Origin of the sequence: Candidatus Kryptonium sp. (genome assembly GCA_025060635.1) — a bacterium.
Lineage (GTDB): Bacteria > Bacteroidota > Ignavibacteria > Kryptoniales > Kryptoniaceae > Kryptonium.
In genome coordinates this window covers 1-24,718 of the sequence record JANXBN010000009.1, presented here as the reverse complement: position 1 = coordinate 24,718, position 24,718 = coordinate 1, and the positions used below count along the sequence as shown (strand labels likewise).

The following is a 24,718-nucleotide window of genomic DNA, read 5'->3' as shown; positions in this document are numbered from 1 at the left end:
AAAGTATGAATTTTTTAATTTCACTTGTTGTCTCAGCCATTTTTGTATTTCAACAGGATACAGTTAAAACATATTATCTTGGTGAGGTTGAGGTTGTGGCTTATCGTGCAGGTGGTGAGGTTTTGAATTTACCGATGGCTGTGACTTTGGTTGATTTTAACGATGTAAGATTTAAAAGAAAACTTTCTCTTTCTGATGTTTTAAGTGTTCCAGGTGTGCTCGTTCAAAGTAGAGCCGGAGCCCAAGATGTCAGATTAACAGTTCGGGGCTTCGGCTCTCGTGGCTATGGCGATAAATCAAACGCCGGGACAATAAGAGGTATTAAAATTCTCGTTGACGGCTTCCCAGAAACTGAACCAGATGGCAGGACATCACTTGATTTTATAGATGTATCTTCATTTGAAAAAATTGAAATCGTTCGCACTAATTTATCAACTCTTTTCGGTAATGCTTCCGGTGGTATAGTTAATTTTGAAACAACAAAGTTGAGAAACTCTTTCGCTGAGTTAAACTCAACCTTTGGAAGTTTTGGGTTATTGCGAACAAATTTCAAACTTGGATCACGCTTTGAAAATGGAGATGTGATTGTTTATGGGACTTCGTTCAATTTCAAGGGTTGGAGAGAGAATAGCGAATTAAGCAAAAAGCAAATTTATTCTGTTCTTAAAATAAGAGCTGGAAAACAAACAAATTTGAAGATCATAACTGGCTTCGTTTCAAATCTCTTTTACATCCCAGGACCTCTGACATTTGACGAATTTATATCTGAACCATCAAAAGCAAATCAAGTTTATCTGCAACGAAAGGAACGAAGATATAATCGCATAGGAAGAATTGGCTTTAACTTAACAAATTCGCTCGGGCAAAATCATACTTTTGATTTTAGGTTATACTTTCTTCCAAAAGTTTTGCAACGCTCGGAGAGAAACACATTTCGCGATTTCAATCGTTACTTCTTCGGCACAGGTTTAACCTATGCCTATTCAAACGAAGCTATGCTCTTTAAGCCGAAGATTTTTATCGGTTATGATGATTCATATCAAGATGGGACGATTTTGTTTTATAATTTGAAAAACGGTGAAAGAGGGGATTCGCTCAGGACCAACAAAAGAGAAGGTGCTCGCTCAGGTGGCTTTTTTGCAAGAGTTGAGCTTAAACCACTAAATGAAATTACGTTGAGTTTCGGAGGTCGTTATGATTTTCAAAGATATATTAGCGAAATCTATCCAGCTGGAGTAAAGAGAACAACTCGCAGAGATGTTCTTCTGTTTGAGCGTTTTACACCGTCAATCTCCCTCTTGTTTAGGGTAAACGAAAGCAATTCCGCTTATTTAACTTTAAGCGGTGGTGTTGAAAGTCCCGCGTTCAACGAGGTTGATCCACCACCTGAACTTGTAAATGTTTCGTTAAATCCATTTTTGAAACCAATGAGTTCTCAGACAATTGAAACTGGTATCAAAGGCGCTTTTGGGCTTGATAATTTCTTAATCTCTGGAATTTTATATTCATTCTCGGTTTTCAGAATTGTCGTCCACAATGAAATAGTTCCCTACGCTAATGGTAGTTGGTTTTTCTCAGCGGGTGAGTCAAGGAGAAATGGTTTTGAATTCGGTGGAAAAATTGATTTTAAAAAATGGATCAACCTTGATTTTGCGTTAACATACATTGACGCAAAATATGTTAAATATGAAAACGATCTCGGGAATCATTCAGGCAAGCTCGTTCCTGGGATACCTAATTTGTGGGGAAATTTAAGTTTGAACTTTGAATTTAAACCGTTCAATTTGAATTCAGAGATCGTTTATGTTGGTAAATACTTCGCGGATGATCCAAACGAAATTAAAGTTGGAGATTATGTTATCGTAAATTCCTTTGCTGGATTTGAGATAAACATTGGGAAGTTTGAAATATCTCTTGGTGCTGGGGTAAATAATTTGGCGAATAAGAAATATATCGCCTCAATTTTCGTAAATCCAGAAAGAAAAACTCCTTACGCATATATTGAGCCCGGGCTTCCGAGGAATTGGTTTGGAGGTGCTTCAGTTAAGTTTAATTTTGATTGAGTTTATTTGCTGTTTTCTCTTTTATGTCTGGAATTATGAACTCGGCGTCAAATGTAGCTGATTCTATTTGAATTGTTGTATGTTCTATATTTGAGCTTTCCTTGATGGTGGTTTCAATTTCGTTTAGTAATGCATTTAACTTTTTTCTATCTATCTCGCCCTTTACTCTGACATGGGCGGTTAATATGTTTTTCCCGCTTGCGAGCGTCCATATGTGAAGATCGTGCACTGCTATGACTTCGGGTATTTTCAAAAGTTCATTTGCGATTTTATCAATATCAACATCAGAAGGTACTCCTTCCATCAGTATGTTAATTGAATCTTTGAGAAGTCGTATTGAATTGTAAGCAATTATAGCGCTTATTAAAAAACTTGCCAATATATCAGCGTAGAACCATTTAGTTAAAATAATTACAATTCCTGCGCTTATTGCGCCAATTGAACCAAGAGCATCGCTTAAGACATGAAGGTAAGCAGCACGCATATTTAGATTTTTCCTTCTCTCCGAAAACAATATAGCACTGGCAATGATGTTGGCGATTAATCCTGCCGTCGCAACGAGGAGCATTTCCAATCCTTTAACAACAGGTGGGTTTTTCAGCCGTTCAAACGCTTCAATCAAAATATAACCAGAAATCAGAATTAGCAATATCCCGTTGATAAAAGCGGCGATTATTTCAGCTCTGTAAAATCCATAAGTTTTATTTTTTGTGCTTCTACTTACGGCGATTTTAAAACCAAGCAAGCTTACCACTATCGCAAAAATATCGGTGACCATATGACCAGCATCCGAGATAAGAGCGAGGCTGTTTGTGAGAAATCCAGCCGTTAATTCAACCACGAAGAAAACAATTAAAATCACCAGAACGAATTTTAATTTTTGCGTAAATTTTTCATTCATTTTCAATCATTTTTTGTTAAAGGTGAATCGCTGGGGAAATTGCGTTAAAAATTTAAAAGGAAGTTTTCCAACTTGCAAATCTTTGGCTCAATTTGTAAATTTTTAAAAAAGTAATTTTGTTTTTGTGCGAAGATGATAAGGGATGAGTTTAAGCCAGTGGTGATGACACTTGAAGAGTTGACGCAACACTTTGAAAATTTTTCAAACGAACTTTCAAGTAAGCGCGAGGACACAAAAGGGACCTATACAAGGGCTTTGCGGGAGTTTTTGAGATGGTTTGCGGTTGATAAGAAATTTCGTTTCCTTGTTGAAGATGTCCAAAGATATAGAGATTATTTGACGCATATAAAAAAGCTTTCCCCAGTTTCTGTTTCAACATATCTAACGGCGCTTCGTCGCTTTTGTGAATATCTTAAAGTGATTGGAGTCATAGAGAAAAATCCAGCTAAGAGAATCCCGGGTAATAAAAGACCCACATCTCACAGCAGGGAATTCTTGACTTGGGAAGAAATAGACCAACTTCTTTCAAGTGTTGAAAAGAAAGATGAAGCAGGATATAGGGATTATGCGATGATTAAAATGATGCTTGGATGCGCAATGAGCGAACTTGAGCTTTCAAATGCTGATGTTGGAGATTTGAAGATCGTTAATGATCAGTATATAATTTATGTTCAGGGCAAGGGAAAGGATGTGAAGGATGAAGTTGTGCCAGTTCCTGATGATGTCGTCAAGGCACTTCACGATTACTTCACCATTCGTGGAAAGCGTCAACCTGTGGAGCCAGATCAGCCGATGTTTGTGAGCTTGGGTCCAAAGAATATGGGTGAAAGATTAACGAACAAAGGAATTAGAATAATCATAAGTGAGTATTTAAAGAAATCTGGCGTTAAAAAAGGTAGAAACAGAAAGTTAACCCCTTATTCTCTTAAACACACAGCGGCTATGATAATGGTTGAAAATGGAGCGACACCAGAGGAATTAAAGAAAAGATTACGGCTCGGTAGCATTGAAACAGCGATGATTTACTTCCGACAGAAGGGAAAGCTCGGGAAGCCACCGCAAAAGCAAGATTCAATGCAACTTTCTCTGCTTTGAAAATTGAGCGAAAATTTTGAAGCTATTTATGTTTATTTTTATTTGCCCGTAAAACTTAAAAATAAATTTTGAGGTGAAGAAAAAGAGATGCAGGTTCGTTATCCTTTTCAAGAAGTTGAGGAAAAATGGCGAAGATATTGGGAGGAGAAAAAAATTTACAAGGTTGATTTAAGAAATCCCAAGCGTAAACTTTATTGCCTTGTTATGTTTCTTTATCCATCAGCAGATAAGCTACATATCGGACATTGGTATAATTACGGACCAACAGATACATGGGCAAGATTGAAAAAGATGCAGGGATACGATGTTTTTGAGCCAATGGGATATGATGCTTTTGGTTTGCCTGCTGAAAATTACGCAATTAAAACAGGGATCCATCCCCACGATAGCACTCAACAAAATATAAATGTCATTCGTCAACAGCTGAAGCAAATCGGTGCAATGTATGATTGGGATCATGAGATAGATACATCTAAACCTGAATATTACAAGTGGACGCAGTGGGTTTTCCTTCAACTTTATAAAATGGGACTTGCTTATAGAGCCCCAGGTCCTGTTAACTGGTGTCCAAGTTGTAATACTGTGCTCGCAAATGAACAAGTGATTGATGGTGCTTGTGAGAGATGTGGGACGCCGGTCGTGAGAAAATTTTTAACACAATGGTTTTTCAAGATCACTCAATATGCAGAAGAACTTTTAAACGACCTTGATAAGCTTGATTGGCCTGAGAAAACGAAAATCATGCAAAGAAATTGGATCGGGAAGAGCATAGGTGCGGAAATTGATTTTGTTGTTGCTGATACCGGCGATAAGTTTACAGTTTTCACAACGCGACCTGATACGATCTTCGGCGCAACTTATGTAGTCCTTGCCCCAGAACATCCACTCGTTGAAAAAATTGTAAAACCTGAATATAAAGAGCAAATCCAAGCGTATCTTGACTTCGTTGCCCATGAAACCGAGATAGAGAGAACTTCAACTGAAAAGGAAAAAACTGGTGTATTTACTGGTTCTTATGCGATCAATCCCGCAACTAAGGAAAAAATTCCAATTTGGATTGCTGATTATGTCTTGATTCACTATGGGACAGGTGCAGTTATGGGCGTTCCTGCACATGATGAAAGAGATTTTGAGTTTGCGAAAAAATTTAATCTCCCAATTAGAAAAGTTATTCTTCAGCCTGGGACAAATCCAGAAGATGAACTTGAAAGTGCTTATGTTGAGCCTGGGATCATGATAAATTCGGGGAAATATGACGGTATGAGCTCCGAAGAAGCGTGGGAGAAGATCGTTGAGGATTTGGGCAAAGAAGGAATAGCGAGGAAATCTGTAAAGTATCGTTTGCGTGATTGGTTGATTTCAAGACAAAGATATTGGGGTGCTCCGATCCCGATTGTTTATTGCGAAAAATGCGGTGAAGTTCCAGTTCCAGAAGATCAACTCCCTGTTTTATTACCTTATAATGTTGATTTCAAACCGACAGGTGAATCCCCACTTGCAAGATGCGAAGAATTTATGAACACTACTTGTCCAAATTGTGGAGGTCCCGCAAGAAGAGATCCAGATACTATGGATACATTTGTTGATTCATCTTGGTATTACCTTCGTTATCTAACGCCACATCTTGACACAGCGCCTTTTGATAAAGAGCTCGTTAAAATTTGGTGTCCTGTGGATAAATATGTCGGCGGAGCAGAGCACGCAACGATGCACTTGCTATATGCAAGATTTATAACTAAAGCTTTGAGAGACGCTGGTTATCTTGAATTTGATGAACCATTCTTGAGCTTGTATCACCAAGGGACGATCACGAATAAGGGAGCAAAGATGTCAAAGAGCAAAGGTAATGTTGTAAACCCGGATGACTTTGTAAGTAAATATGGCTCTGATGTTTTCAGGTTATATCTTATGTTTATGGGAAGATATGATGAAGGGGGCGATTGGAGCGATGAAGGCATAAATGGGATGTGGAGATTTGTTAACAGAGTTTATAACTTCGTCCTTGAAAATAAGGAATTGTTGAGAAATGTAAAGCCAAAGGATAAATACGAGATTGACGCGCTTAGTGATTATGCTAAAGCAATCTACAGAAAAACGCACAAAACGATAAAGAAGGTAACGAACGATATTGACACATTTAATTTTAACACCGCTATCTCTTCACTTATGGAGCTTTTTAATTTGCTTTCGGAGTTTGAAGCAAATCTCTACGATGATTTAACGAAAGAGGTTTTCGTCCACTGTGTGAAGAGATTTATCATAATGCTCGCTCCACTTGCTCCACATTTTGCGGAGGAGCTTTGGGAGATCTCGGGTGAAAAAGAAAGTTTGTTCGTCGGGAGCAAATGGGTTGAACCTGATGAAAACGCATTGAAGGAAGAAGAAGTTATAGTTGTTGCACAAGTTAACGGAAAAGTGAGAGCAAGAATAAGAGTACCGATTGATCTTGACGATGAAACGCTTAAAAATATCGTCTTGAACGATGCTGGAGTTCAAAAGTATTTAAGTGGAAAGAAGATATCAAAAATTGTCGTCGTGAAAAATAAACTCGTGAGCATTGCCTGTGAAGATTAAAATTTTTGTCTTGTGTGTTCTTTTGACATTTGCGTTTGGGTGTAAGCAAAAAATTAAAAAAGTTCCAGTGACTCAAGGTCTGCCGGATGTCTCTTATGTTTATTTCATCTCGCAAAGGGATTCGGTGCCGACAATTTACGGGATCAATTTAGACGATTATAAAATTGAGAAAATTCTTCCTGATACATTTGCAAGCGTTTGGGAGATAAAGTTCTCCCCTGCTGGCGATATCGCACTTTTTAAAACAGCTGATTTTGAGGGAACAATTGGTGCAGGATTTCTAACAATAAAAAATCCTCAAATTTATCTTTTTGATGTTGCAACTGGCGAAGTAGCTCTTTTGAAAAAATTTGAAGACTCGTGGAGCGTTAAAATACGATGGTTAAATTCTGATACAGTTGAAGTTCACAGAATAAGTGGTGGCTATCAAACCAACGAAAACTTCAAACTTGAAATTTACGGATTTAGTTCAGATGGAGAATTGCTCTACACGAAAGAGAAAGAATACGACTGGAGAAAGGGGGAGTTTCCTGAGGAAACGCTTGATTTAAAAATGATCGCACCAAATGGTAAAAGGAGAGTTGAAATAAGGGAAGACATTACGCTTGGCGTCAAAAAGATTTACTTGATCAGTGATCTTGATGAATTTAAAATTTTTGAGACAAGTTGGAAGATTGAACAACTTGATTGGAATTCAGATGGGACATATTTAGTTTTTAGAATTGTAAACATCACACCTGAAGCAGTTGAGAGAAGAAATGTGAAAACAGGCGAAATTTATTTCTTTGATGTTGAAAAAAGGATCCTCAACCGAATAAACTCCGGAAACGGGCTTTTTAATTTCAGGTTCATAAACGACACGCAGATAATTTTTGATAAGGGTTTTGAAAACGAATCCGAAATTTATCTTTACGATCTTTTTGAAAAGAAAATGAGACAATTGACGAGCGACGATTATCCTGATGGGGTTTTAGGAATTCCAAAAATTTTGGGTTTCGGCGCATAGAGATGGAAAAGAACAGAAAAACATTGTCCGTTGTGATAATTACCGGAAATGAAGAGAAAAACATTGGAGATTGCCTTGAAAGTGTTAAATGGGCGGATGAGATAATCATCGTTGATTCAGAAAGCAAAGATAAAACAGTTGAGATAGCGAAAAAATACACGGATAAAATCTTCGTGAAGAAATGGGAAGGGTATGCGCTCCAAAAACAGTTTGCGATTGAGAAAGCAACTGGAGATTGGATCTTAAGTTTAGATGCAGATGAAAGGGTTACACAAGAGCTGAGAGCAGAAATTGAAAAGACGCTTGAAAACGAAACTGAATACGACGGATTTTACATCCCAAGGAAAAATTTTTTTCTTGACAAATGGATAAAATCGTGCGGTTGGTATCCTGACTATCAACTTCGTCTTTTCAGGAGGGGAAAAGGAAGTGTCACTTTGCGAAAGGTTCACGAGAAATTCATCGTCAATGGAAAAACGGGGTATTTGAAGGAAGGTTTGATACATTTGACGCATGTTGATTTGTTTGAGACATTTGAGAAGATAAATCGCTATTCAAGTTTAAGCGCTGAAGAAAAGTCGGGCAAAAAGGTAAGATGGTATCACATAATTTTCGTTCCTTTCTTTGCTTTTTTAGGACATTTTATTTTAAAGCGTGGTTTTTTAGATGGGGTTTACGGATTGATGGTTTCTTTAAACCATGCGATGACGAAACTACAAACATATATGAAAATTTGGGAAACGCAAAATGTCAAGTCAAGAGCGAAGGACAAATTCAATGGGTAGTTTGAAGGTATTTTTTAGAGTGCTGGGTTATGTGCGACCTTATTGGAAACATCTTGTTCTTTCTATTTTTTTCACGATATTGTTTTCAATTTTCAGTGGTGTATCAATTTATCTTGCCATTCCACTTCTTGAAACGCTTTTCTCTCAGGACTACATGTCTGCACTGGGGAAAATAGGTGCTTCTTCTGGGACGGGATTCTTCAACGAGATGAAAAAGGAGTTTTTCGGATTCTTATTTAAATATGTTTTCTCTGGCACTCATTCTGAAGCATTGTTAAAAATTTGTCTCGTCATAATAATCGCGTTTCTTCTTAAAAATGTCTTCGGATATCTTCAGGCATATTTCATGGCTTATGTTGAACAAGGACTTATAAAGGACATAAGAAATCAAGTTTACGAACATCTTCACACGCTTTCGCTTAACTATTTTACCGCCGAAAGGACCGGCAACTTGATCTCAAGGATAACAAATGATGTAGCAGTGATAAATCATGGCATCTCCGCGACATTTTTGAATCTAATAAGGGAACCTCTTTTGATCATCGTCTTTCTCGGGATAGCCATTTCGTTAAGTTGGCAGTTGACTCTGATATCGCTTCTTGTTTTCCCGTTTGCTCTTTATTTTATAAGTAATCTCGGTTTGAGAATACATAAGGAAAGTTGGACCACGCAAGAGCGGATGGCTGATATAACCTCCGTGCTTCAGGAGACGATAACTGGAGTTAAGGTCGTGAAAGCGTTTGGAATGGAAGAATTTGAGAATAAAAAATTTCAAAGGGAAACTTGGAGATATTTCAAGTCATTGCTTAAAATTGCGAGGATAAGAAACCTTGCACCTCCGATAACTGAATTTTTAAGCGTTATAGCTGGAGTAGTTATAATTTGGTATGGTGGCATGCAAGTGCTTGAACTCGGGACGATGAGAGCAAGCGAGTTTTTGACATTTTTAATAGCAATTTTTCAAATTATGCGACCTGTTAAGGAACTTACAACTGTAAATAACAGAATCCAAGAATCAACAGCTGCAGCTAGGCGAGTTTTTGAGATACTTGATATTGAACCAGAGATAAAAGAGGTTGAGAATCCAATTGAACTTAAAGAGTTCAAAGATAAAATTGTCTTTGAGGATGTCTGGTTTTCTTACGATGGAAAAAGAAATGGTGATTTTGTGCTTAAAAACATAAATCTCATCGTTAATAAAGGCGAAATACTTGCAATTGTCGGACCAAGTGGCGCTGGGAAATCAACACTTGTTGACTTGGTCCCAAGGTTTTATGATCCAACGAAGGGAAGAATTTTAATTGATGGAATTGATCTGAGATTGTTAAAGATAAAATCATTGCGTGATAAGATTGGGATAGTTACGCAAGAAACGATTTTATTCAATGATACCGTTAAAAACAACATTGCATATGGTCTTGAAAACTATCCGATGGAAAAAATAATTGAAGCTGCGATCGCAGCGAATGCGCATGATTTCATAATGCAACTTCCACAAGGATACGACACGGTGATAGGTGAGCGTGGGACGAAACTTTCAGGTGGTCAAAGACAGAGAATTTCTATAGCAAGAGCTTTGCTTAAGAATCCACCAATTTTGATCCTTGATGAAGCAACAAGCAACCTTGATGCTGAATCTGAAATCCTTGTGCAGGAGGCGATTGAAAGATTGATGAAAAATCGGACGGTTTTCGTAATAGCCCACCGACTTTCAACAATAAGAAATGCTGATAGAATAATTGTCCTTGAGAATGGGAGAATCGTTCAACAAGGAAGGCACGAAGAACTCATAAAGCAAGATGGACTTTACAGAAAACTCTATGAAATGCAGTTTAATCTTTAAAGATTTCTTTCCCATATTTTGTTTACCAAGTCGTGTGAAAACAAAAATGGAGCAAAATTGAATCTAAAAGAATTTGTTTTGTCAAAAAATTACGAAGTTTTGATTTACATCTTTCTCGTGCTTCAAGTTATAAGCGTTTTTTTCTCAATCGGGGTATCTTCAATTTCGTTTGCTATTGCTGGATTGCTTTTCGTTTTGAGGATGCTTTTGAATCGTGATGAGATCAAAGGTCTTAAGACAAACCTTGATTTATTCTTTTTTGCTTTCGTTTTGGTTGAAATTTTAAGTGCTCTCTTTTCTGATTATAAAGCGGAGGCATTTTTTCAATCTAGGCGTGTGCTTTTGATTGCAGTTTTTTATATGGCGATATTCACGCTCAAAGATGTTGAACGAATTTACAATACGATCTTCGCAATTGGTGTTGTATCGGCAATTGCTTCAGTTGTAGAGCTTGTAGTTTATTATTTTCGGCTTGATATCTTATGGGTTGGTGTTTTTCAAGCATTTATGACGGCGGGCGAGTTGAAGATGATAACTTTGCTTCTTCTATTTCCGCTTTATCTTGACAGAGAAATAAGCTTTAGGAGAAGAGCAATTATACTTCTCGTCATGGCTCCAACATATCTTACATTTCTTCTTACATTTGTAAGAAGCGCTTGGCTTGGATTCATCGCTGGGCTGTTTTTGATTGTTATTTTGAGGTATAGATACTTTTTCCCGGGCTGGGTCTTTCTTGTGGTTGTTTTTTATTTATTTTTCCCGCTGAAATATAGATACGCGCATGTTTCTGAAGTTTTAGGTTCGGAGACAACTGTTGCAAGGTATATGATGTGGAAAACTGGATTTAAGATGTTTTTGCAAAAACCTTTACTTGGTTACGGGGATATTGACCTTTACAAGGTTTACATTAAATTTAGACCGAATCCTCCAGCAAGTGAAAGACATGGGCATCTTCATAATAATTTTGTCATGTGGCTTGTTTTGTTCGGCATTGTCGGCTTTGCTTTTATAATCGGGCTTTTTATAAGAATGTTGATTGATATGTTTATCTTTTATAAGAACCTTTCGGCTTATCCTGTGATAAGAGATTTTCTGTTATCTGGGCTTGGGATCTTTGTCGCTTTTCATGTAAGTGGAATGTTTGAATGGAACTTTGGAGATGCTGAAATTATGACAATTTTTTGGTTTGTGGTTGGAATTGTTTACTCCATAAATAAAATATTCAGCACAGTGAAATGAGCCTTGAACTACTCTATGTCACATCAGCTGTCAGCTGGGGCGGGCTTGAGATGAACATTTTACGGCTCGCAAGAAAAATGTCCGAAAAAGGATATAATGTTAGCATCGCTTGCAATTACGAAGGTAGATTATATCAAGAGATAAGGAAATCCCAGAGTGAAAACGGAAGTCAGATAAATATCATTGAATTGGGCAGTGGATTTTTTGAAAACTTTAGGAAATTATGCGATGTCCTGAAACGAAGAAACTTTGATGTCGTCCACATATTTCGTTCGCACGATGTTAAACTCATCTCGCTTGTAAGCTTCTGGCTTGGGAAAAATATCAACGCCATCTTTGAACCGCAAATCGGCATCGGAAGCAATAAAAAAGATTTGTTTCACCGATTTATTTATAAAAAGATCAAATTTGTGATAGCACCTTCAAGAGATGTCGCAAACGGATTTTTGAAAAATCTGCCGGTTGGAAAAGAGAAAGTCAGAATAATTCATCTTGGAATTGATGTTGATAAGTTTAAATTTAGAGAAGATAGACGCGAGAAGATAAGGAAAGAGTTTGGTTTTAAAGATGAAGTTGTAATTGGTATTGTCAGCCGTTTCAGTCCCGGGAAAGGACACGAGGATTTGTTCAAGGCATTCAAAATTTTAAGCGAGGAAATTAAAAATGTTAAGTTGTTAATTGTTGGCGAACCGACGGTTGGCGAGCTTAACTATGCAAAGAAGTTGCAAGAGCTTGAAAAAGAGTTGGGCATTGAAGACAAAACGGTATGGACTGGATTTAGAAGGGATATTAATGATATTTTATGCGGTGTGGATATTTTCGTTGCGCCATCGCATGCAGAAGCCTTCGGCCTTTCGCTTGTTGAAGCAATGGCAACGGAATTGCCGGTCGTTGCAACAAAAAGCGCAGGATTTTTGGACATAATTTCAGATGGTGAAAATGGATTATTTTTTGAAAAAGGGAACTATCAAGATCTGGCTGAAAAGATAAAATTTTTGATAAACAACCAAGAGTTGGCTAAACAGCTCGGGAAAAAAGCAAGAGAAACTGCGCGTGAGAAATTTAGCTTTGAAAAATACATAAGCGAGATTGAAAATTTATACTTCAATCTTACCGAAGCAAAACAAACGGAGGTAAGCGATGTTCAATATAGTTAGCCCTGAAGATATAAAGGCGGGCAAAGTGACAGATGTATATTTTGAAAGAGCGATAAATGTCCTCAAAGCGAAAGGGATAAACAGGTATGTCAAAGTTGAATTTGTTGTTAAAAAATTCCCTTCAAATTATCAGTGGGGAGTTTTCGTGGGGCTTGATGAGGTTTTAACGCTTCTTGAGGGCTTACCTGTCACTGTTAAAGCAATGCCGGAAGGAACGGTTTTCAGAACAAACGAACCAGTGATGACGATTGAAGGAATGTATCTTGATTTTGCTGTTTATGAAACGGCGATACTTGGATTAATTTGTCAAGCGTCGGGAATAGCAACTAAATCTGCAAGATGCAAGCTTGCAGCGGGAGATAAAATTGTCGTTCATTTCGGAGCAAGGCGAATGCATCCGGCTATAACTCCGATGATAGATAGAAGCTCGTATATCGGAGGTTGTGATGGTGTTGCGACTCCAATTGGAGCAAAATTGCTTGGAATCCCAGCAAGTGGAACCATGCCACATGCTATGATACTCTTGTTTGGAGATACGCTTGAAGCTGTTAAAGCATTTGATGAGATAATTGATCCCAAAATTCCAAGGATCGCATTGATTGATACATTTACGGATGAAAAATTTGAAGCGATACGTATTGCCGAGGCTTTGGGCGGAAAACTTTATGGAGTTCGCCTTGACACTCCAACCTCAAGACGAGGAAATTTTCTTGCTATATTGAGGGAAGTTAGATGGGAACTTGATATCCGTGGTTTTAAAAATGTTAAAATTTTCGTAAGCGGTGGAATTGATGAGGAAATTATAAAACAGCTGAATGAAGTTGCTGATGCTTATGGCGTCGGCACTACGATAAGTAGTGCTCCAGTGCTTGACTTCGCAATGGACATCGTTGAAATTGATGGCAAACCAATAGCAAAGCGCGGAAAATTATCTGGAGAGAAACAGGTTTATGTGAACGAAAAAACTGGTGAGAGAATCATCCTACCAGCAAACGAGAAGTTCAATAGGAAAGGATTTAAGCCACTTCTTGAAAAAGTAATTGAAAACGGAAAAATTCTAAAGCGCTCGCCAGAACCTTCAAAGATAAGGGAATATGTTCTAAAGCAAATTAAAAACTTAACACTTTGAAAGGTGAAAAAACTACTTTTAATCTCGCTTGTGATATCACACATTTTCACTTTTGCGCAAAATAGCAAAACACAAAGAATTGGTCAAGCAGAATTTCACATCGCAAACGGAGATCTCAAAAAAGCAGTAGAAATTTACAGCGATCTTTTCAAGAACGAGCCAAACGATTTGAGGATTGCAAAACGCCTTGCTGAACTTTATCTCTGGACTGAAAATTTGCAAGGCGCTATCAATGTTTATGAAACTCTCATAAAAAATGGATTCATTGACCACGATATACTCACGAACCTTGGACAATGGTATTTATGGAGCGGAAGACAAAACGACGCAATTAAAATTTATGAAAATCTAATCAAGTTGTATCCAGATAGTGTTAATTTTTATAGAACGCTCGCAAACCTTTACATCTGGAACAATAGACCGAGCGATGCAATTCCACTATATGAAAAAATTATTGAACATAATCCACAAGATTACGAAACAATCGCTTATCTTGCGCAGCAATATGTTTGGAACAATCAACAATTGAAAGCTATCCCGCTTTACCAAAAACTTACAATTAGGTTCCCAGATAGTTTAAATTATCATTGGCTTTTGTGCCAGCTTTTCGTTTGGAATAGCAAAAATGAGGAAGCAAAGAAAGAACTCAAAAAACTTCTCAGGAAAAATCCCGGACATAGAGATGCCTTGGATCTTGCAATGCAACTACACTATTACTCTGGGGAATGGGATGAGGCGAAAAATTATGCGATGAGATTAATCCAAGTTGAACCAGAAAACCAAACCGCTAAGAAAATACTTGATGAAATAAGATCTCACTACTCAAGCTATTTCGTCGGCGAGGCAAGATGGTTTAGAGATACAAATAAACTTACGAGAATGACCTATCCATTTGAGATGAGGATTTTTATCAATAGATTTTGGGAGTTGAGTTTCAATTTAGAGCAAGTTAAGATCATTGACGATAGAATTAACGAGAGAAGCAATGGGTTTGGGGGAAGTTTTAATTTGAGATACAACTTTTCTCGTGGAAATTATTTTGAAGTTGGTGGTGGCGGGTTTAAATATGGCGCACAAAATTTCCCAGTTTGGCGATTTGCGCTCGGTTTGAATGCGTTTGATAGAATTTATCCACAATTTATATACAGAAGGAGCGAGAACCGAGAAGGGGTCAGAGCGATAGATGGGAAAATCAGAATTGACAACTTCACAGTGACAATTTATAACCAGATCTTAAGCCCCCTTGGTTTAAGCTTTCTTTTTGACTACGGAATTTATTCCGACGGAAACATAAAGAGAACATTTGGAAGTTATCTCAACTTGTTCGTTTCAAGGGAAAATCCCAAGCTGCTTTTTGTTGGTTTTTACGCCTTTGAGGATTTTGATTCTATTTATGTGAACTCAATTCCGTATTGGACCCCGAATGAACTTTCAACATATTGGGGAGAAGTTAACATTGAGCAAATCTTGTTCAAAAGGTTTACGATTGGTGTTGCCGGAGCAATTGCAAAAAATCCTCAATATCCAACTTCTTTGAACTATAGAGTTTACGGAAAGCTTGATCTGTTCAGATTTGAGATTTATGCTCAATATGAGAAATACGGCTCAAGCGTTTATAACTATAGGTTTTTTAGATTTTATGCGAAGATGAGGATTTAGAAATTCATCTGGCGCCGTTTTTACTTTCTGACTCCAATTTCTCTCCGTTTTTTCTATAGAGTTTTTTGAAAAGTATCAATCCAATCAATATAAGAGTTCCAAAGGGTAAAAGCAGAATCAAGATGTATTTCCAATCTATTTTGCCGTTTGTTTTTGCCTTCGGTTTTGTTTCTTCTTCCGTCACGATGTCCTCAAGGTATTCGGATAAATATCTTGGCTCGTTCATTTCGTTTTTAACCTTTATTTTTTTACAAATTTAGCAAAAATCTGAAGATTTTTAAAGTGACTTAAATCAATCTTTTCACGCAAACAGATTTTAGGGAGGACGAGGCGTTGATGGCTGTGGTGATTAATTTTTTAAATGCATTTATTGGCTGGAATCGTTTTTTGATTTTACAGGATGAGTTTTTAAATTTAAGGTGAGTTAATAACAAAAAAGGAAGTGATAGATGAAGATAAGAATTTCCCCCAACGAGGTTCACACCACACTTTCAAAGCACATTCTTGCTGATGGATTTGAAATGGTTTTGGATCTTAAAAACAGCCAAGGCAGATACCTTGTTGATGCGAAAACGGGAAGAAAATATCTTGATTTGTTTTCATTTTTTGCGTCTTCAGCCCTTGGGATGAATCATCCTAAGCTGCTTGAGAAAGATTTTATTGAAAAACTTACACTTGTTGCGATCAATAAGCCAACGCTTTCTGATATTTATCCAGCTGAGTATGCTGAGTTCGTTGAGACATTTTTCAATCTCGCAGTACCAAATTATTTTAAGTATGCCTTTTTCATAGAGGGTGGGGCTCCGGCGGTTGAAAACGCGTTAAAAGTTGCGTTTGACTGGAAGATGCAGAAAAATCTTGAGCGTGGGTTTTACAAATCTGTAGAAGACGAATCAAAGATGGTTGTAATTCATTTTAGGCATGCATTTCACGGGCGACTCGGATATACTCTTTCGCTTACAAACACTGATCCGATAAAGCATAAATACTTTCCAAAGTTTAAATGGCCTCGCATCCATAATCCAGCGATAAAATTCCCTTTGAACGAAGAAAATCTCAAGAAAGTTGAGGAGGAAGAGAAGCTTGCACTGAACCAGATAAAGGAAGCTATAAAAGAGTATGGTCACAATATAGCTGCACTTATAATTGAGCCGATTCAAGCAGAGGGTGGAGATAATCACTTCAGAAAGGAATTTTTGGTCGCTTTGCGTGAAATATGCGACGAAAATGAAATTATGTATATCATGGACGAAGTTCAAACTGGCATCGGGTTAACTGGAAAGATGTGGGCGCATGAACATTTCGTCAAACCAGATATAATTTCGTTTGGAAAGAAAACCCAGGTTTGTGGAATTCTCGTCGGCGAGAGAGTTGATGAGGTGAAGGACAATGTCTTCCATGTTTCAAGCAGGATAAATTCAACATTCGGTGGGAATTTGACCGACATGGTCAGATTTGCAAGGATACTTGAGGTCATACATGAGGAGAACCTTCTTGAGAACGCAAGGGTTGTCGGAGAGCATTTATTGAATAGGTTAGTTGAATTACAAGCTGAATTTCCGGAGATAATTTCAAATGCTCGTGGTCGTGGTTTGATGTGTGCTTTTGATTTGCCAGATGCTGAGTTTAGGAAGAAGTTCTTGAAGAAAGTTTACGAAAACGGTGCAATTATGATCGGCTGTGGTGAAAGATCAATAAGATTTAGACCACCGCTTACGATAACGAAAGAAGAGGTTGATGAAGGTATTGAGATAATACGAAAATCATTGACCGAGTTGAGGGATTAGTTCTTAACATTTAAATTCTACCTCGTCCGCGCGTTTCGGCGCGGGCATTCTTCAATTTTTAAATGAATCTCTGTTAATAGATTAACGGGGGGTGTTGATTTATTTAAAGTTTTTCTCTTAAGTTTTTGACTTGACAATTCCGTTTTTGATTATTATATTGAAGCCAACAGCAGTTAAAATTTGTGATAGCGAAAGCTCCTCGTAGGAGTTTTATATAAATTTAAAAAACAATTTGGGAGGTATTTATGGAGGAAGTTAAGAAAAAAACAGCGGGTGTTGAAGCAAACACCCTTGGGGAAGAAGTTTTGTCCTCTTCAAAAGCATCAACGAAAGGTTTAAAGTTTAATAGATTTTTTACAAAGCCGAGTGTTCATCCATTTGATGAGATTGAATGGGATAAAAGAGATGCGGTTATAACTAACGAAAGAGGAGAAGTTATTTTTGAGCAAAAGGGAGTTGAAGTTCCAGCAAAATGGTCTATGCTTGCAACTAACATAGTTGTCTCAAAGTATTTTCACGGTCAAATTGGTACCCCAGAGAGGGAATACAGTGTTAAGCAGTTGATTGATAGAGTTGCAAGGACGATAACTAATTGGGGAATAAAAGATGGATATTTTGCAAGCGATGAAGATGCAGATATTTTTTACAATGAGCTTGTTTATTTGCTTGTTAACCAGTATGCTTCTTTCAATTCACCTGTTTGGTTTAATGTTGGAATTGAGGAAAAACCTCAGGCTTCCGCCTGCTTCATAAATTCAGTTCAAGATACGATGGAATCAATACTTGAGCTCGTTAAAACTGAAGGGATGCTTTTTAAGTATGGCTCTGGCACTGGAACGAACTTTTCAACACTTCGCTCATCAAAAGAAAAACTTTCAGGAGGCGGAATCGCAAGCGGTCCTGTTTCATTTATGCGTGGATTTGATGCGTTCGCAGGAGTCATAAAAAGCGGTGGAAAGACAAGAAGAGCTGCTAAAATGGTCATACTCAATGTTGATCATCCAGATATCATTGATTTTATAAAGACAAAGGCAGAAGAAGAGAAAAAAGCGCATATTTTAATAAAAGCTGGATACGATCCAGGATTTAATGTCCCAGGAGGAGCTTATGATTCAGTGCAATTTCAAAACGCAAATCACTCGGTCAGAGTTACAGATGAATTTATGAAAGCAGTTTTGGAAGATAAAGAATGGCACACAAGATATGTCACAACCGGCGAAATATGCGATACATATAGAGCAAGAGATATAATGCGAATGATAGCTGAAGCAGCGTGGATTTGTGGAGATCCAGGAATGCAGTATGATACAACTATCAACAATTGGCACACATGCCCGAATACAGGCAGAATAAACGCAAGCAATCCTTGTTCAGAATTTATGTTCCTTGATGACACAGCTTGCAACCTCGCATCATTGAATTTGATGAAGTTTAGAAATGATGATGGAACTTTTGATATCAAAGCTTTCCGTCATGCAGTTGATATTATGATAACGGCGCAAGAAATCATAGTTGATAACGCAAGTTATCCGACCAAGGCAATAGAAAAAAACAGCCACGATTATAGACCTCTTGGTTTAGGTTACGCAAATCTTGGGGCTTTGCTTATGTCTTTGGGGCTCCCATATGATAGCGATCCAGCGCGAGCTTATGCTGCAGTTATAACAGCAATTATGACAGGCGAAGCATATAGGCAATCAGCCTTGATAGCAAAGGAAATGGGAGCGTTTAGAGGATTTAAACTTAACAGAGAACCTATGCTTGGCGTGATAAGAAAACATATGTCGTATGTTGATAAAATTGATAAAAATTTGATACCTGAGGAACTATATGATGAGGCAAAAAAAGTATGGAAAGAAGCTTACGAACTTGGACAAAAATATGGTTATAGGAATTCGCAAGTGACGGTGATAGCTCCAACTGGGACGATCGGCTTTATGATGGATTGTGATACGACTGGGATTGAGCCAGATATAGCACTTGTTAAGTATAAGAAACTTGTCGGCGGTGGATTTTTAAAGATTGTGAATAACACAGTCCCGCTTGCACTTAAGAAACTTGGCTATACAGATAAACAGATAAAAGATATTGTTGATTACATTGACAAAAACGACACAATTGAGGGCGCACCGCATTTGAAACCTGAACATCTTCCAGTGTTTGATTGTGCATTTAAGCCAGCAAAGGGCCAAAGGTTTATCCACTATATGGGACATGTTAAGATGATGGCAGCTGTTCAACCGTTTATATCTGGGGCAATTTCAAAAACAGTAAATATGCCAAGCGATGTGACCGTTGACGACATAATGCAGTTATACATTGACGCATGGAAAATGGGTATAAAAGCAATCGCTGTTTATCGTGATGGTAGCAAAGGAACGCAACCACTTTCAACCAGCATTGATGACAAAAAAACAACAGAGGAAGAAAAGAAAATTGAATTTAAACCTGTGCGTCGGAGACTTCCAGACGAACGAAAGTCAATCACACATAAATTTAGCGTCGCAGGACACGAGGGATATATAACCGTCGGTATGTATCCAGAAGGAACCCCAGGGGAAATTTTCATAACGATGAGCAAGGAAGGTTCAACCTTGAGTGGATTGATGGATGCGTTTGCGACAGCTATTTCACTTGCGCTTCAATATGGAGTCCCATTAAAGGTATTAGTTGATAAATTTAGTCACATGAGATTTGAACCGAGCGGATTTACGAACAATCCTGATATACCAATTGCGAAATCAATAATTGATTACATTTTTAGATGGCTCGGTAAAAAGTTTTTAACGCCGGATGAACAGCCAAGCAATGTTGATTATTACGCAGACATTTTAAATGGAATTTATTCAACTGAATTAGACAAGACAAAACTTAAGAGCGAGGTAATTGAAAAATATGAGAAGCAGATTTTTGAATCCCAATCCGATGCACCACCTTGCCCAAGCTGTGGAACCATAATGCAAAGGTCAGGATCTTGTTATGTTTGCCCGAATTGTGGCTCAACAAGCGGATGCTCATAATATAAACAAATAGAACCTGAAAATGAGAAAGATGATAATTGCTGGAAACTGGAAGATGAACAAAGATATCAAAGAAACATTTGATTTTTTGCTCCCGTTGAAAAACAACCTTATCGGTCAAAATTTAAATGTTGAAGTCGTCGTCTGTCCACCTTTCACATCCCTTTTGATTACTGCAGATCTTCTAAAAGAGACGAAGATAAAAGTTGGCGCGCAAAATATGTTTTATGAAGTTGAAGGCGCATACACAGGGGAGATTTCTCCTAAGATGTTAAGATCGGTTAGATGTGAATATGTTATTTTGGGACATTCGGAGCGAAGAAGATATTTTGGTGAAACAGATGAGATTGTAAACAAAAAGGTAAAAAGAGCAATTGAATTTGGACTTAAGCCGATAGTTTGTGTCGGTGAAACACTTGAGGAAAGAGAAGCAGGAAAAACCTTTGAAGTTCTTGAAAAACAAGTTAAAGGAGTTCTTGATGGTTTAACATATGAACAACTTAAAGATGTTGTGATCGCATATGAACCAGTATGGGCGATTGGGACAGGAAGAAATGCCACGCCCGAGCAGGCTCAGGAAGCACAGAAATTTATTAGGGATTTGATATCTGATTTGTTTAACAAAGATGTAGCACAGAACTTAACAATACAATATGGAGGTAGCGTTACCCCTGAAAATGCGTATTCACTTCTTTCGCAACCAGATGTTGACGGTGCCCTTGTTGGTGGAGCAAGTTTGAAAGTTGATTCTTTTTTGAAGATAATAAAAGCTGGCGAGAGCGCGTTGCTTGAGAAGGGAGTTTAATTTATTTCTTAAGTTGCGGTCTTATTACCAAAACAGGGCAAGTGGATTTTTTGATAACTTTCTCCGCGGTGCTACCAAAGAGAAGATGTTCAACGCTTGTGTGACCGTGTGAGCCAATGATGATAAGATCAACTTTCTCTTCCTTTGAGAGCTCAATTATTTCAACATAAGGTTTCCCAAGTTTCACCGTACCTCGGACATTGTATTTATTTTTTAAATCATTGACGAGCTGATTTATTTTTTCTTCCGACTTTTGCATAAGTTCGTTTTCAATTGATGGGATGTTAATTTGTCCCATGGTCAAATCAGGTATGAAGACGACTGGTTCAATTACATTTAGCAGTATAAGCTCAGAGTTAAATTTTTCCGCAAAGAGCTTGGCGTATTCAAGGGCTTGGAGCGAGTGTTCCGAAAAGTCAATTGGGACGAGAATTTTTTTTATTTCGGTCATTACTTTTGAGCGTTTTTATTTTCCAACAGCAATTTTAATGATTCAAGTTCAGCTTTTAGTTGGGCAACTTCTTGATTTGTTCTTCTAAGTCGTTCGGCGATTATTTCGGCAAGTTTAAGGACGATTTTTATTCCAAGTTTTGGATGTTTTTCAATTATTTCAAAGAGGTCTGGTCTAAAGAAGCCAATTATATGAGAGTCGGTTCTGCAGATTGCAGATGCTGATCTTGGCGATTCATCAATTAGTGCTATTTCTCCGAAGAAATCCCCATCGCTTAGAATTGCTAAATCTTTTTTGTTCCCATCTGGGTCGGTGTATTGAATTAGGACCTCGCCATCTTGTATGATATACATTCCAAGACCTGGATCTCCTTGGTAGAATATGAATTCACCTTTTTTGTATTCTCGTTTGTGGACGATTGAGGCGAGTAGAGAAATTTCTTTCGGGTCAAGATGTGAGAAGGCGGGAACTTCTTTTAGTATGTCTTCAACCTCCTGATCTTTTTTCTTTTTTCCTTTGAAGATATTGGCCCAGAAATTGTCTTTCATTTTCATAGTTGTGGTTGATTTTTGGTTTAAGATAATAAAATGAGTTGAAAAAGTCAATGGTTTTCGCTTGTTTTCAATATTCGTTATTTCGTTTGCCGAGAATCGCGTGAATAAGTTAACAATAAATTTTCCGAATATCTCACTGTCTTTCAATCAATTATTTCGCTTTGCCACTTTCCTTGACACTTTGTCAGTCCGATCCTCGGCAAAATTGGGGGTAAAAGTTAACACAAAAGGGCTTGACTTTTGATTGGGAATTTATTATATTTAAGTGTGTGATTTGCAGTGTTTGAAGTATTGTTTTACCCTGGGTTTGAATCGCACCTGTGAGGGATTGAAACATGATATTCTGCGTGAGATTCAATACCATTTATAATAGTTTGAATCGCACCTGTGAGGGATTGAAACTATACTTCGATTTTGTCTCTTCCTATACCAAGTGCGTGTTTGAATCGCACCTGTGAGGGATTGAAACATGTTAAAAATTTATGAAAGTTATGCTTGCTATAATCGTTTGAATCGCACCTGTGAGGGATTGAAACACGAGCTGGACAAATAATGTTTTGTCATTGAAATCATGTTTGAATCGCACCTGTGAGGGATTGAAACTAGCAATTCCTCCATTTTGTTTTTTATTTTTTTACCTTGTTTGAATCGCACCTGTGAGGGATTGAAACTAAATTACCTTAATTTCATTGTTTAATAAAACGTTTAGTTTGAATCGCACCTGTGAGGGATTGAAACTTGAGATTTAAGGATGAAGTTGATTTGAAACTCACTCAGTTTGAATCGCACCTGTGAGGGATTGAAACAAACAAAATAAAGGCGTTATTGAAGGTTTAAAACAGTTTGAATCGCACCTGTGAGGGATTGAAACACTCACTCCAAAACTCCTTTACATCGTAAATTAGTTTGAATCGCACCTGTGAGGGATTGAAACGATACCCTTTGGGAGGTAGCTTGAATAATATAAGACAGGTTTGAATCGCACCTGTGAGGGATTGAAACAGCCCCCTTTCAGCTCATCGTCAATTATCCAATATGTTTGAATCGCACCTGTGAGGGATTGAAACCTTTTTTGGGTTGTAAACTGCTAATATTTTTTCCGCGGTTTGAATCGCACCTGTGAGGGATTGAAACAAATTCATTTGTCCCACAAGGCTTGGCAAATTGTCAAGTTTGAATCGCACCTGTGAGGGATTGAAACATAGTATCGTTAAAAAACAACTTCATTTTACATTTCGGTTTGAATCGCACCTGTGAGGGATTGAAACTTTTATTTGTTTTTATTTTTTGTCCATTTTAACCTTGGTTTGAATCGCACCTGTGAGGGATTGAAACCGAAAAACCTTCCTACGCTAGATTCAAAAATTTTCTTTGTTTGAATCGCACCTGTGAGGGATTGAAACATTTATGAGGGGCTTATGTCTTATACAGCGGATATGAGTTTGAATCGCACCTGTGAGGGATTGAAACCCATATGAAAATGGGGGCAATTTAAATAGCACAAGGTTTGAATCGCACCTGTGAGGAATTGAAACAATTGAGAGGCACCGAATTAAAAGATGGTAACTACTGTTTGAATCGCACCTGTGAGGGATTGAAACTCTTTATCCTTTGAAAACTTTAACTCATTCAATTTGGTTTGAATCGCACCTGTGAGGGATTGAAACGCTCGCTCCTTGAAAGACCCGTCTCTTCCTTTATCTGTTTGAATCGCACCTGTGAGGGATTGAAACAGGAAGACGTGCTTTCCCCCCTGCACCAGCATTTTTTGTTTGAATCGCACCTGTGAGGGATTGAAACGAAGTTAAAGTGAAACAAACAAAAACAAAATGGAGGAGTTTGAATCGCACCTGTGAGGGATTGAAACGAATTTACAACAACAGCGTAAAAGTAGCTATCCTTTGTTTGAATCGCACCTGTGAGGGATTGAAACATTAATTTCCAGTTTACGGTAAAAGTAATTTTGTGATGTTTGAATCGCACCTGTGAGGGATTGAAACACGAATATAATTTTCAATACTATAAATGTTATACGGGTTTGAATCGCACCTGTGAGGGATTGAAACATAGGAAAGGCTAAACCATTTTTACTAACAAAAATCGTTTGAATCGCACCTGTGAGGGATTGAAACTAATTTTAACGCTACGTCACCTGGAATGGCTCCTTGGTTTGAATCGCACCTGTGAGGGATTGAAACCTCTAGTTCGACCTCTTGCCAGTTCACACTAAAAATGTTTGAATCGCACCTGTGAGGGATTGAAACATTTCATATATGAATTTCAAATTTAAAGGCTTCTCAAGTTTGAATCGCACCTGTGAGGGATTGAAACTGAACTTTTCTCCATCAACGATGTTTAAATACATTGCGTTTGAATCGCACCTGTGAGGGATTGAAACTTTTGTATGAAAAAATTTCCGCTACATCGTTGAAATAGTTTGAATCGCACCTGTGAGGGATTGAAACTTTTGTATGAAAAAATTTCTACAACATCGTTAAAAAAGTTTGAATCGCACCTGTGAGGGATTGAAACTTATATAATTTGTGATGTAATAACTCATTTTATCCTCGTTCGAATCGCACCTGTGAGGGATTGAAACGGCAATGAAATTTCATAGACATATTTTTCAAAAAATGTTTGAATCGCACCT

General features: G+C 37.7%; 17 protein-coding genes and 1 CRISPR repeat array. Of the genes, 13 read left to right on the top strand and 4 right to left on the bottom strand.

What is annotated here, in order from left to right; genetic code table 11:
* Positions 1–5: 5 nt before the first annotated feature.
* A complete protein-coding gene (locus tag NZ923_10145) occupies positions 6–2,063 on the top strand; it encodes a TonB-dependent receptor (protein ID MCS7230378.1) in 2,058 nt (685 codons plus the stop codon).
* Here NZ923_10145 and NZ923_10140 read toward each other — a convergent pair.
* Entirely contained in the window at positions 2,050–2,964 is a 915-nt protein-coding gene (locus NZ923_10140; protein ID MCS7230377.1) for a cation diffusion facilitator family transporter, read from the bottom strand. The genes NZ923_10145 and NZ923_10140 overlap by 14 nt on opposite strands.
* 132 nt (positions 2,965–3,096) lie before the next feature.
* Between NZ923_10140 and NZ923_10135 the strand changes: the two genes are divergently transcribed.
* The 9 genes from NZ923_10135 to NZ923_10095 all read left to right on the top strand — a co-directional run bounded on the left by NZ923_10135 (position 3,097) and on the right by NZ923_10095 (position 15,451).
* Entirely contained in the window at positions 3,097–4,059 is a 963-nt protein-coding gene (locus NZ923_10135; protein MCS7230376.1) for a site-specific integrase, read from the top strand.
* An 87-nt stretch (positions 4,060–4,146) separates the two neighbouring features.
* Positions 4,147–6,633 carry a leucine--tRNA ligase gene (gene leuS, locus NZ923_10130; GenBank protein MCS7230375.1) on the top strand — a complete coding sequence of 829 codons (2,487 nt, stop codon included), beginning with the start codon at positions 4,147–4,149 and terminating at the stop codon, positions 6,631–6,633.
* Positions 6,623–7,639, top strand: coding sequence for a hypothetical protein (locus tag NZ923_10125; protein ID MCS7230374.1), 1,017 nt, complete (start codon positions 6,623–6,625; stop codon positions 7,637–7,639). Before leuS ends, NZ923_10125 begins: the two co-directional genes overlap by 11 nt.
* Positions 7,640–7,641: 2 nt before the next feature.
* A complete protein-coding gene (locus tag NZ923_10120) occupies positions 7,642–8,424 on the top strand; it encodes a glycosyltransferase family 2 protein (GenBank protein ID MCS7230373.1) in 783 nt (260 codons plus the stop codon).
* Positions 8,387–10,267, top strand: a complete 1,881-nt coding sequence (locus NZ923_10115) for an ABC transporter ATP-binding protein/permease (GenBank protein MCS7230372.1) — start codon at positions 8,387–8,389, stop codon at positions 10,265–10,267. The genes NZ923_10120 and NZ923_10115 overlap by 38 nt, the downstream gene beginning before the upstream one ends.
* A 57-nt stretch (positions 10,268–10,324) precedes the next feature.
* Positions 10,325–11,506 (top strand): O-antigen ligase family protein, encoded by a 1,182-nt coding sequence (locus NZ923_10110; GenBank protein ID MCS7230371.1) that lies wholly within the window; start codon positions 10,325–10,327, stop codon positions 11,504–11,506.
* Complete coding sequence (locus NZ923_10105) at positions 11,503–12,663, top strand: glycosyltransferase family 4 protein (protein MCS7230370.1); 1,161 nt, start codon at positions 11,503–11,505, stop codon at positions 12,661–12,663. The genes NZ923_10110 and NZ923_10105 overlap by 4 nt, the downstream gene beginning before the upstream one ends.
* On the top strand, positions 12,647–13,792 hold the full coding sequence (locus NZ923_10100) for a nicotinate phosphoribosyltransferase (GenBank protein ID MCS7230369.1): 1,146 nt from the start codon (positions 12,647–12,649) through the stop codon (positions 13,790–13,792). The genes NZ923_10105 and NZ923_10100 overlap by 17 nt, the downstream gene beginning before the upstream one ends.
* 3 nt (positions 13,793–13,795) lie before the next feature.
* On the top strand, positions 13,796–15,451 hold the full coding sequence (locus NZ923_10095; GenBank protein MCS7230368.1) for a tetratricopeptide repeat protein: 1,656 nt from the start codon (positions 13,796–13,798) through the stop codon (positions 15,449–15,451).
* 4 nt (positions 15,452–15,455) lie between these two features.
* Here NZ923_10095 and NZ923_10090 read toward each other — a convergent pair whose 3' ends face one another.
* A complete protein-coding gene (locus NZ923_10090; GenBank protein ID MCS7230367.1) occupies positions 15,456–15,677 on the bottom strand; it encodes a hypothetical protein in 222 nt (73 codons plus the stop codon).
* A 223-nt stretch (positions 15,678–15,900) separates the two neighbouring features.
* Here NZ923_10090 and lat point away from each other — a divergent pair, with 223 nt between their 5' ends.
* The 3 genes from lat (at position 15,901) to tpiA (ending at position 21,063) form a co-directional block, all read left to right on the top strand.
* Positions 15,901–17,238, top strand: a complete 1,338-nt coding sequence (gene lat / locus NZ923_10085; GenBank protein MCS7230366.1) for an L-lysine 6-transaminase — start codon at positions 15,901–15,903, stop codon at positions 17,236–17,238.
* A 245-nt stretch (positions 17,239–17,483) separates the two neighbouring features.
* On the top strand, positions 17,484–20,258 hold the full coding sequence (locus NZ923_10080; GenBank protein MCS7230365.1) for a vitamin B12-dependent ribonucleotide reductase: 2,775 nt from the start codon (positions 17,484–17,486) through the stop codon (positions 20,256–20,258).
* A 22-nt stretch (positions 20,259–20,280) separates the two neighbouring features.
* Positions 20,281–21,063 carry a triose-phosphate isomerase gene (gene tpiA / locus NZ923_10075; protein MCS7230364.1) on the top strand — a complete coding sequence of 261 codons (783 nt, stop codon included), beginning with the start codon at positions 20,281–20,283 and terminating at the stop codon, positions 21,061–21,063.
* 1 nt (position 21,064) lies between these two features.
* Here the strand turns inward: tpiA and NZ923_10070 are convergent, their stop codons facing one another.
* Positions 21,065–21,514, bottom strand: coding sequence for a universal stress protein (locus NZ923_10070; protein MCS7230363.1), 450 nt, complete (start codon positions 21,512–21,514; stop codon positions 21,065–21,067).
* The gene (locus NZ923_10065) at positions 21,514–22,068 is read right to left on the bottom strand and encodes a cyclic nucleotide-binding domain-containing protein (protein ID MCS7230362.1); all 555 of its coding nucleotides are present in this window, start codon (positions 22,066–22,068) and stop codon (positions 21,514–21,516) included. The genes NZ923_10070 and NZ923_10065 overlap by 1 nt, the downstream gene beginning before the upstream one ends.
* Before the next feature lie 305 nt (positions 22,069–22,373).
* A CRISPR array of direct repeats spans positions 22,374–24,667; the repeat unit is 30 nt; unit sequence GTTTGAATCGCACCTGTGAGGGATTGAAAC.
* Positions 24,668–24,718: the final 51 nt, after the last annotated feature.

Excerpts from the sequence above, each read along its gene's own strand:
- NZ923_10145 (MCS7230378.1), top strand. The coding sequence starts at position 6 with ATGAATTTTTTAATTTCACTTGTTGTCTCAGCCATTTTTGTATTTCAA.
- NZ923_10140 (MCS7230377.1), bottom strand. The coding sequence starts at position 2,964 with ATGAATGAAAAATTTACGCAAAAATTAAAATTCGTTCTGGTGATTTTA.
- tpiA (MCS7230364.1), top strand. The coding sequence starts at position 20,281 with ATGAGAAAGATGATAATTGCTGGAAACTGGAAGATGAACAAAGATATC.
- leuS (MCS7230375.1), top strand. The coding sequence starts at position 4,147 with ATGCAGGTTCGTTATCCTTTTCAAGAAGTTGAGGAAAAATGGCGAAGA.
- NZ923_10105 (MCS7230370.1), top strand. The coding sequence starts at position 11,503 with ATGAGCCTTGAACTACTCTATGTCACATCAGCTGTCAGCTGGGGCGGG.
- NZ923_10115 (MCS7230372.1), top strand. The coding sequence starts at position 8,387 with ATGTCAAGTCAAGAGCGAAGGACAAATTCAATGGGTAGTTTGAAGGTA.
- NZ923_10065 (MCS7230362.1), bottom strand. The coding sequence starts at position 22,068 with ATGAAAATGAAAGACAATTTCTGGGCCAATATCTTCAAAGGAAAAAAG.
- NZ923_10135 (MCS7230376.1), top strand. The coding sequence starts at position 3,097 with ATGATAAGGGATGAGTTTAAGCCAGTGGTGATGACACTTGAAGAGTTG.
- NZ923_10120 (MCS7230373.1), top strand. The coding sequence starts at position 7,642 with ATGGAAAAGAACAGAAAAACATTGTCCGTTGTGATAATTACCGGAAAT.
- NZ923_10080 (MCS7230365.1), top strand. The coding sequence starts at position 17,484 with ATGGAGGAAGTTAAGAAAAAAACAGCGGGTGTTGAAGCAAACACCCTT.
- NZ923_10100 (MCS7230369.1), top strand. The coding sequence starts at position 12,647 with ATGTTCAATATAGTTAGCCCTGAAGATATAAAGGCGGGCAAAGTGACA.
- NZ923_10070 (MCS7230363.1), bottom strand. The coding sequence starts at position 21,514 with ATGACCGAAATAAAAAAAATTCTCGTCCCAATTGACTTTTCGGAACAC.
- lat (MCS7230366.1), top strand. The coding sequence starts at position 15,901 with ATGAAGATAAGAATTTCCCCCAACGAGGTTCACACCACACTTTCAAAG.
- NZ923_10090 (MCS7230367.1), bottom strand. The coding sequence starts at position 15,677 with ATGAACGAGCCAAGATATTTATCCGAATACCTTGAGGACATCGTGACG.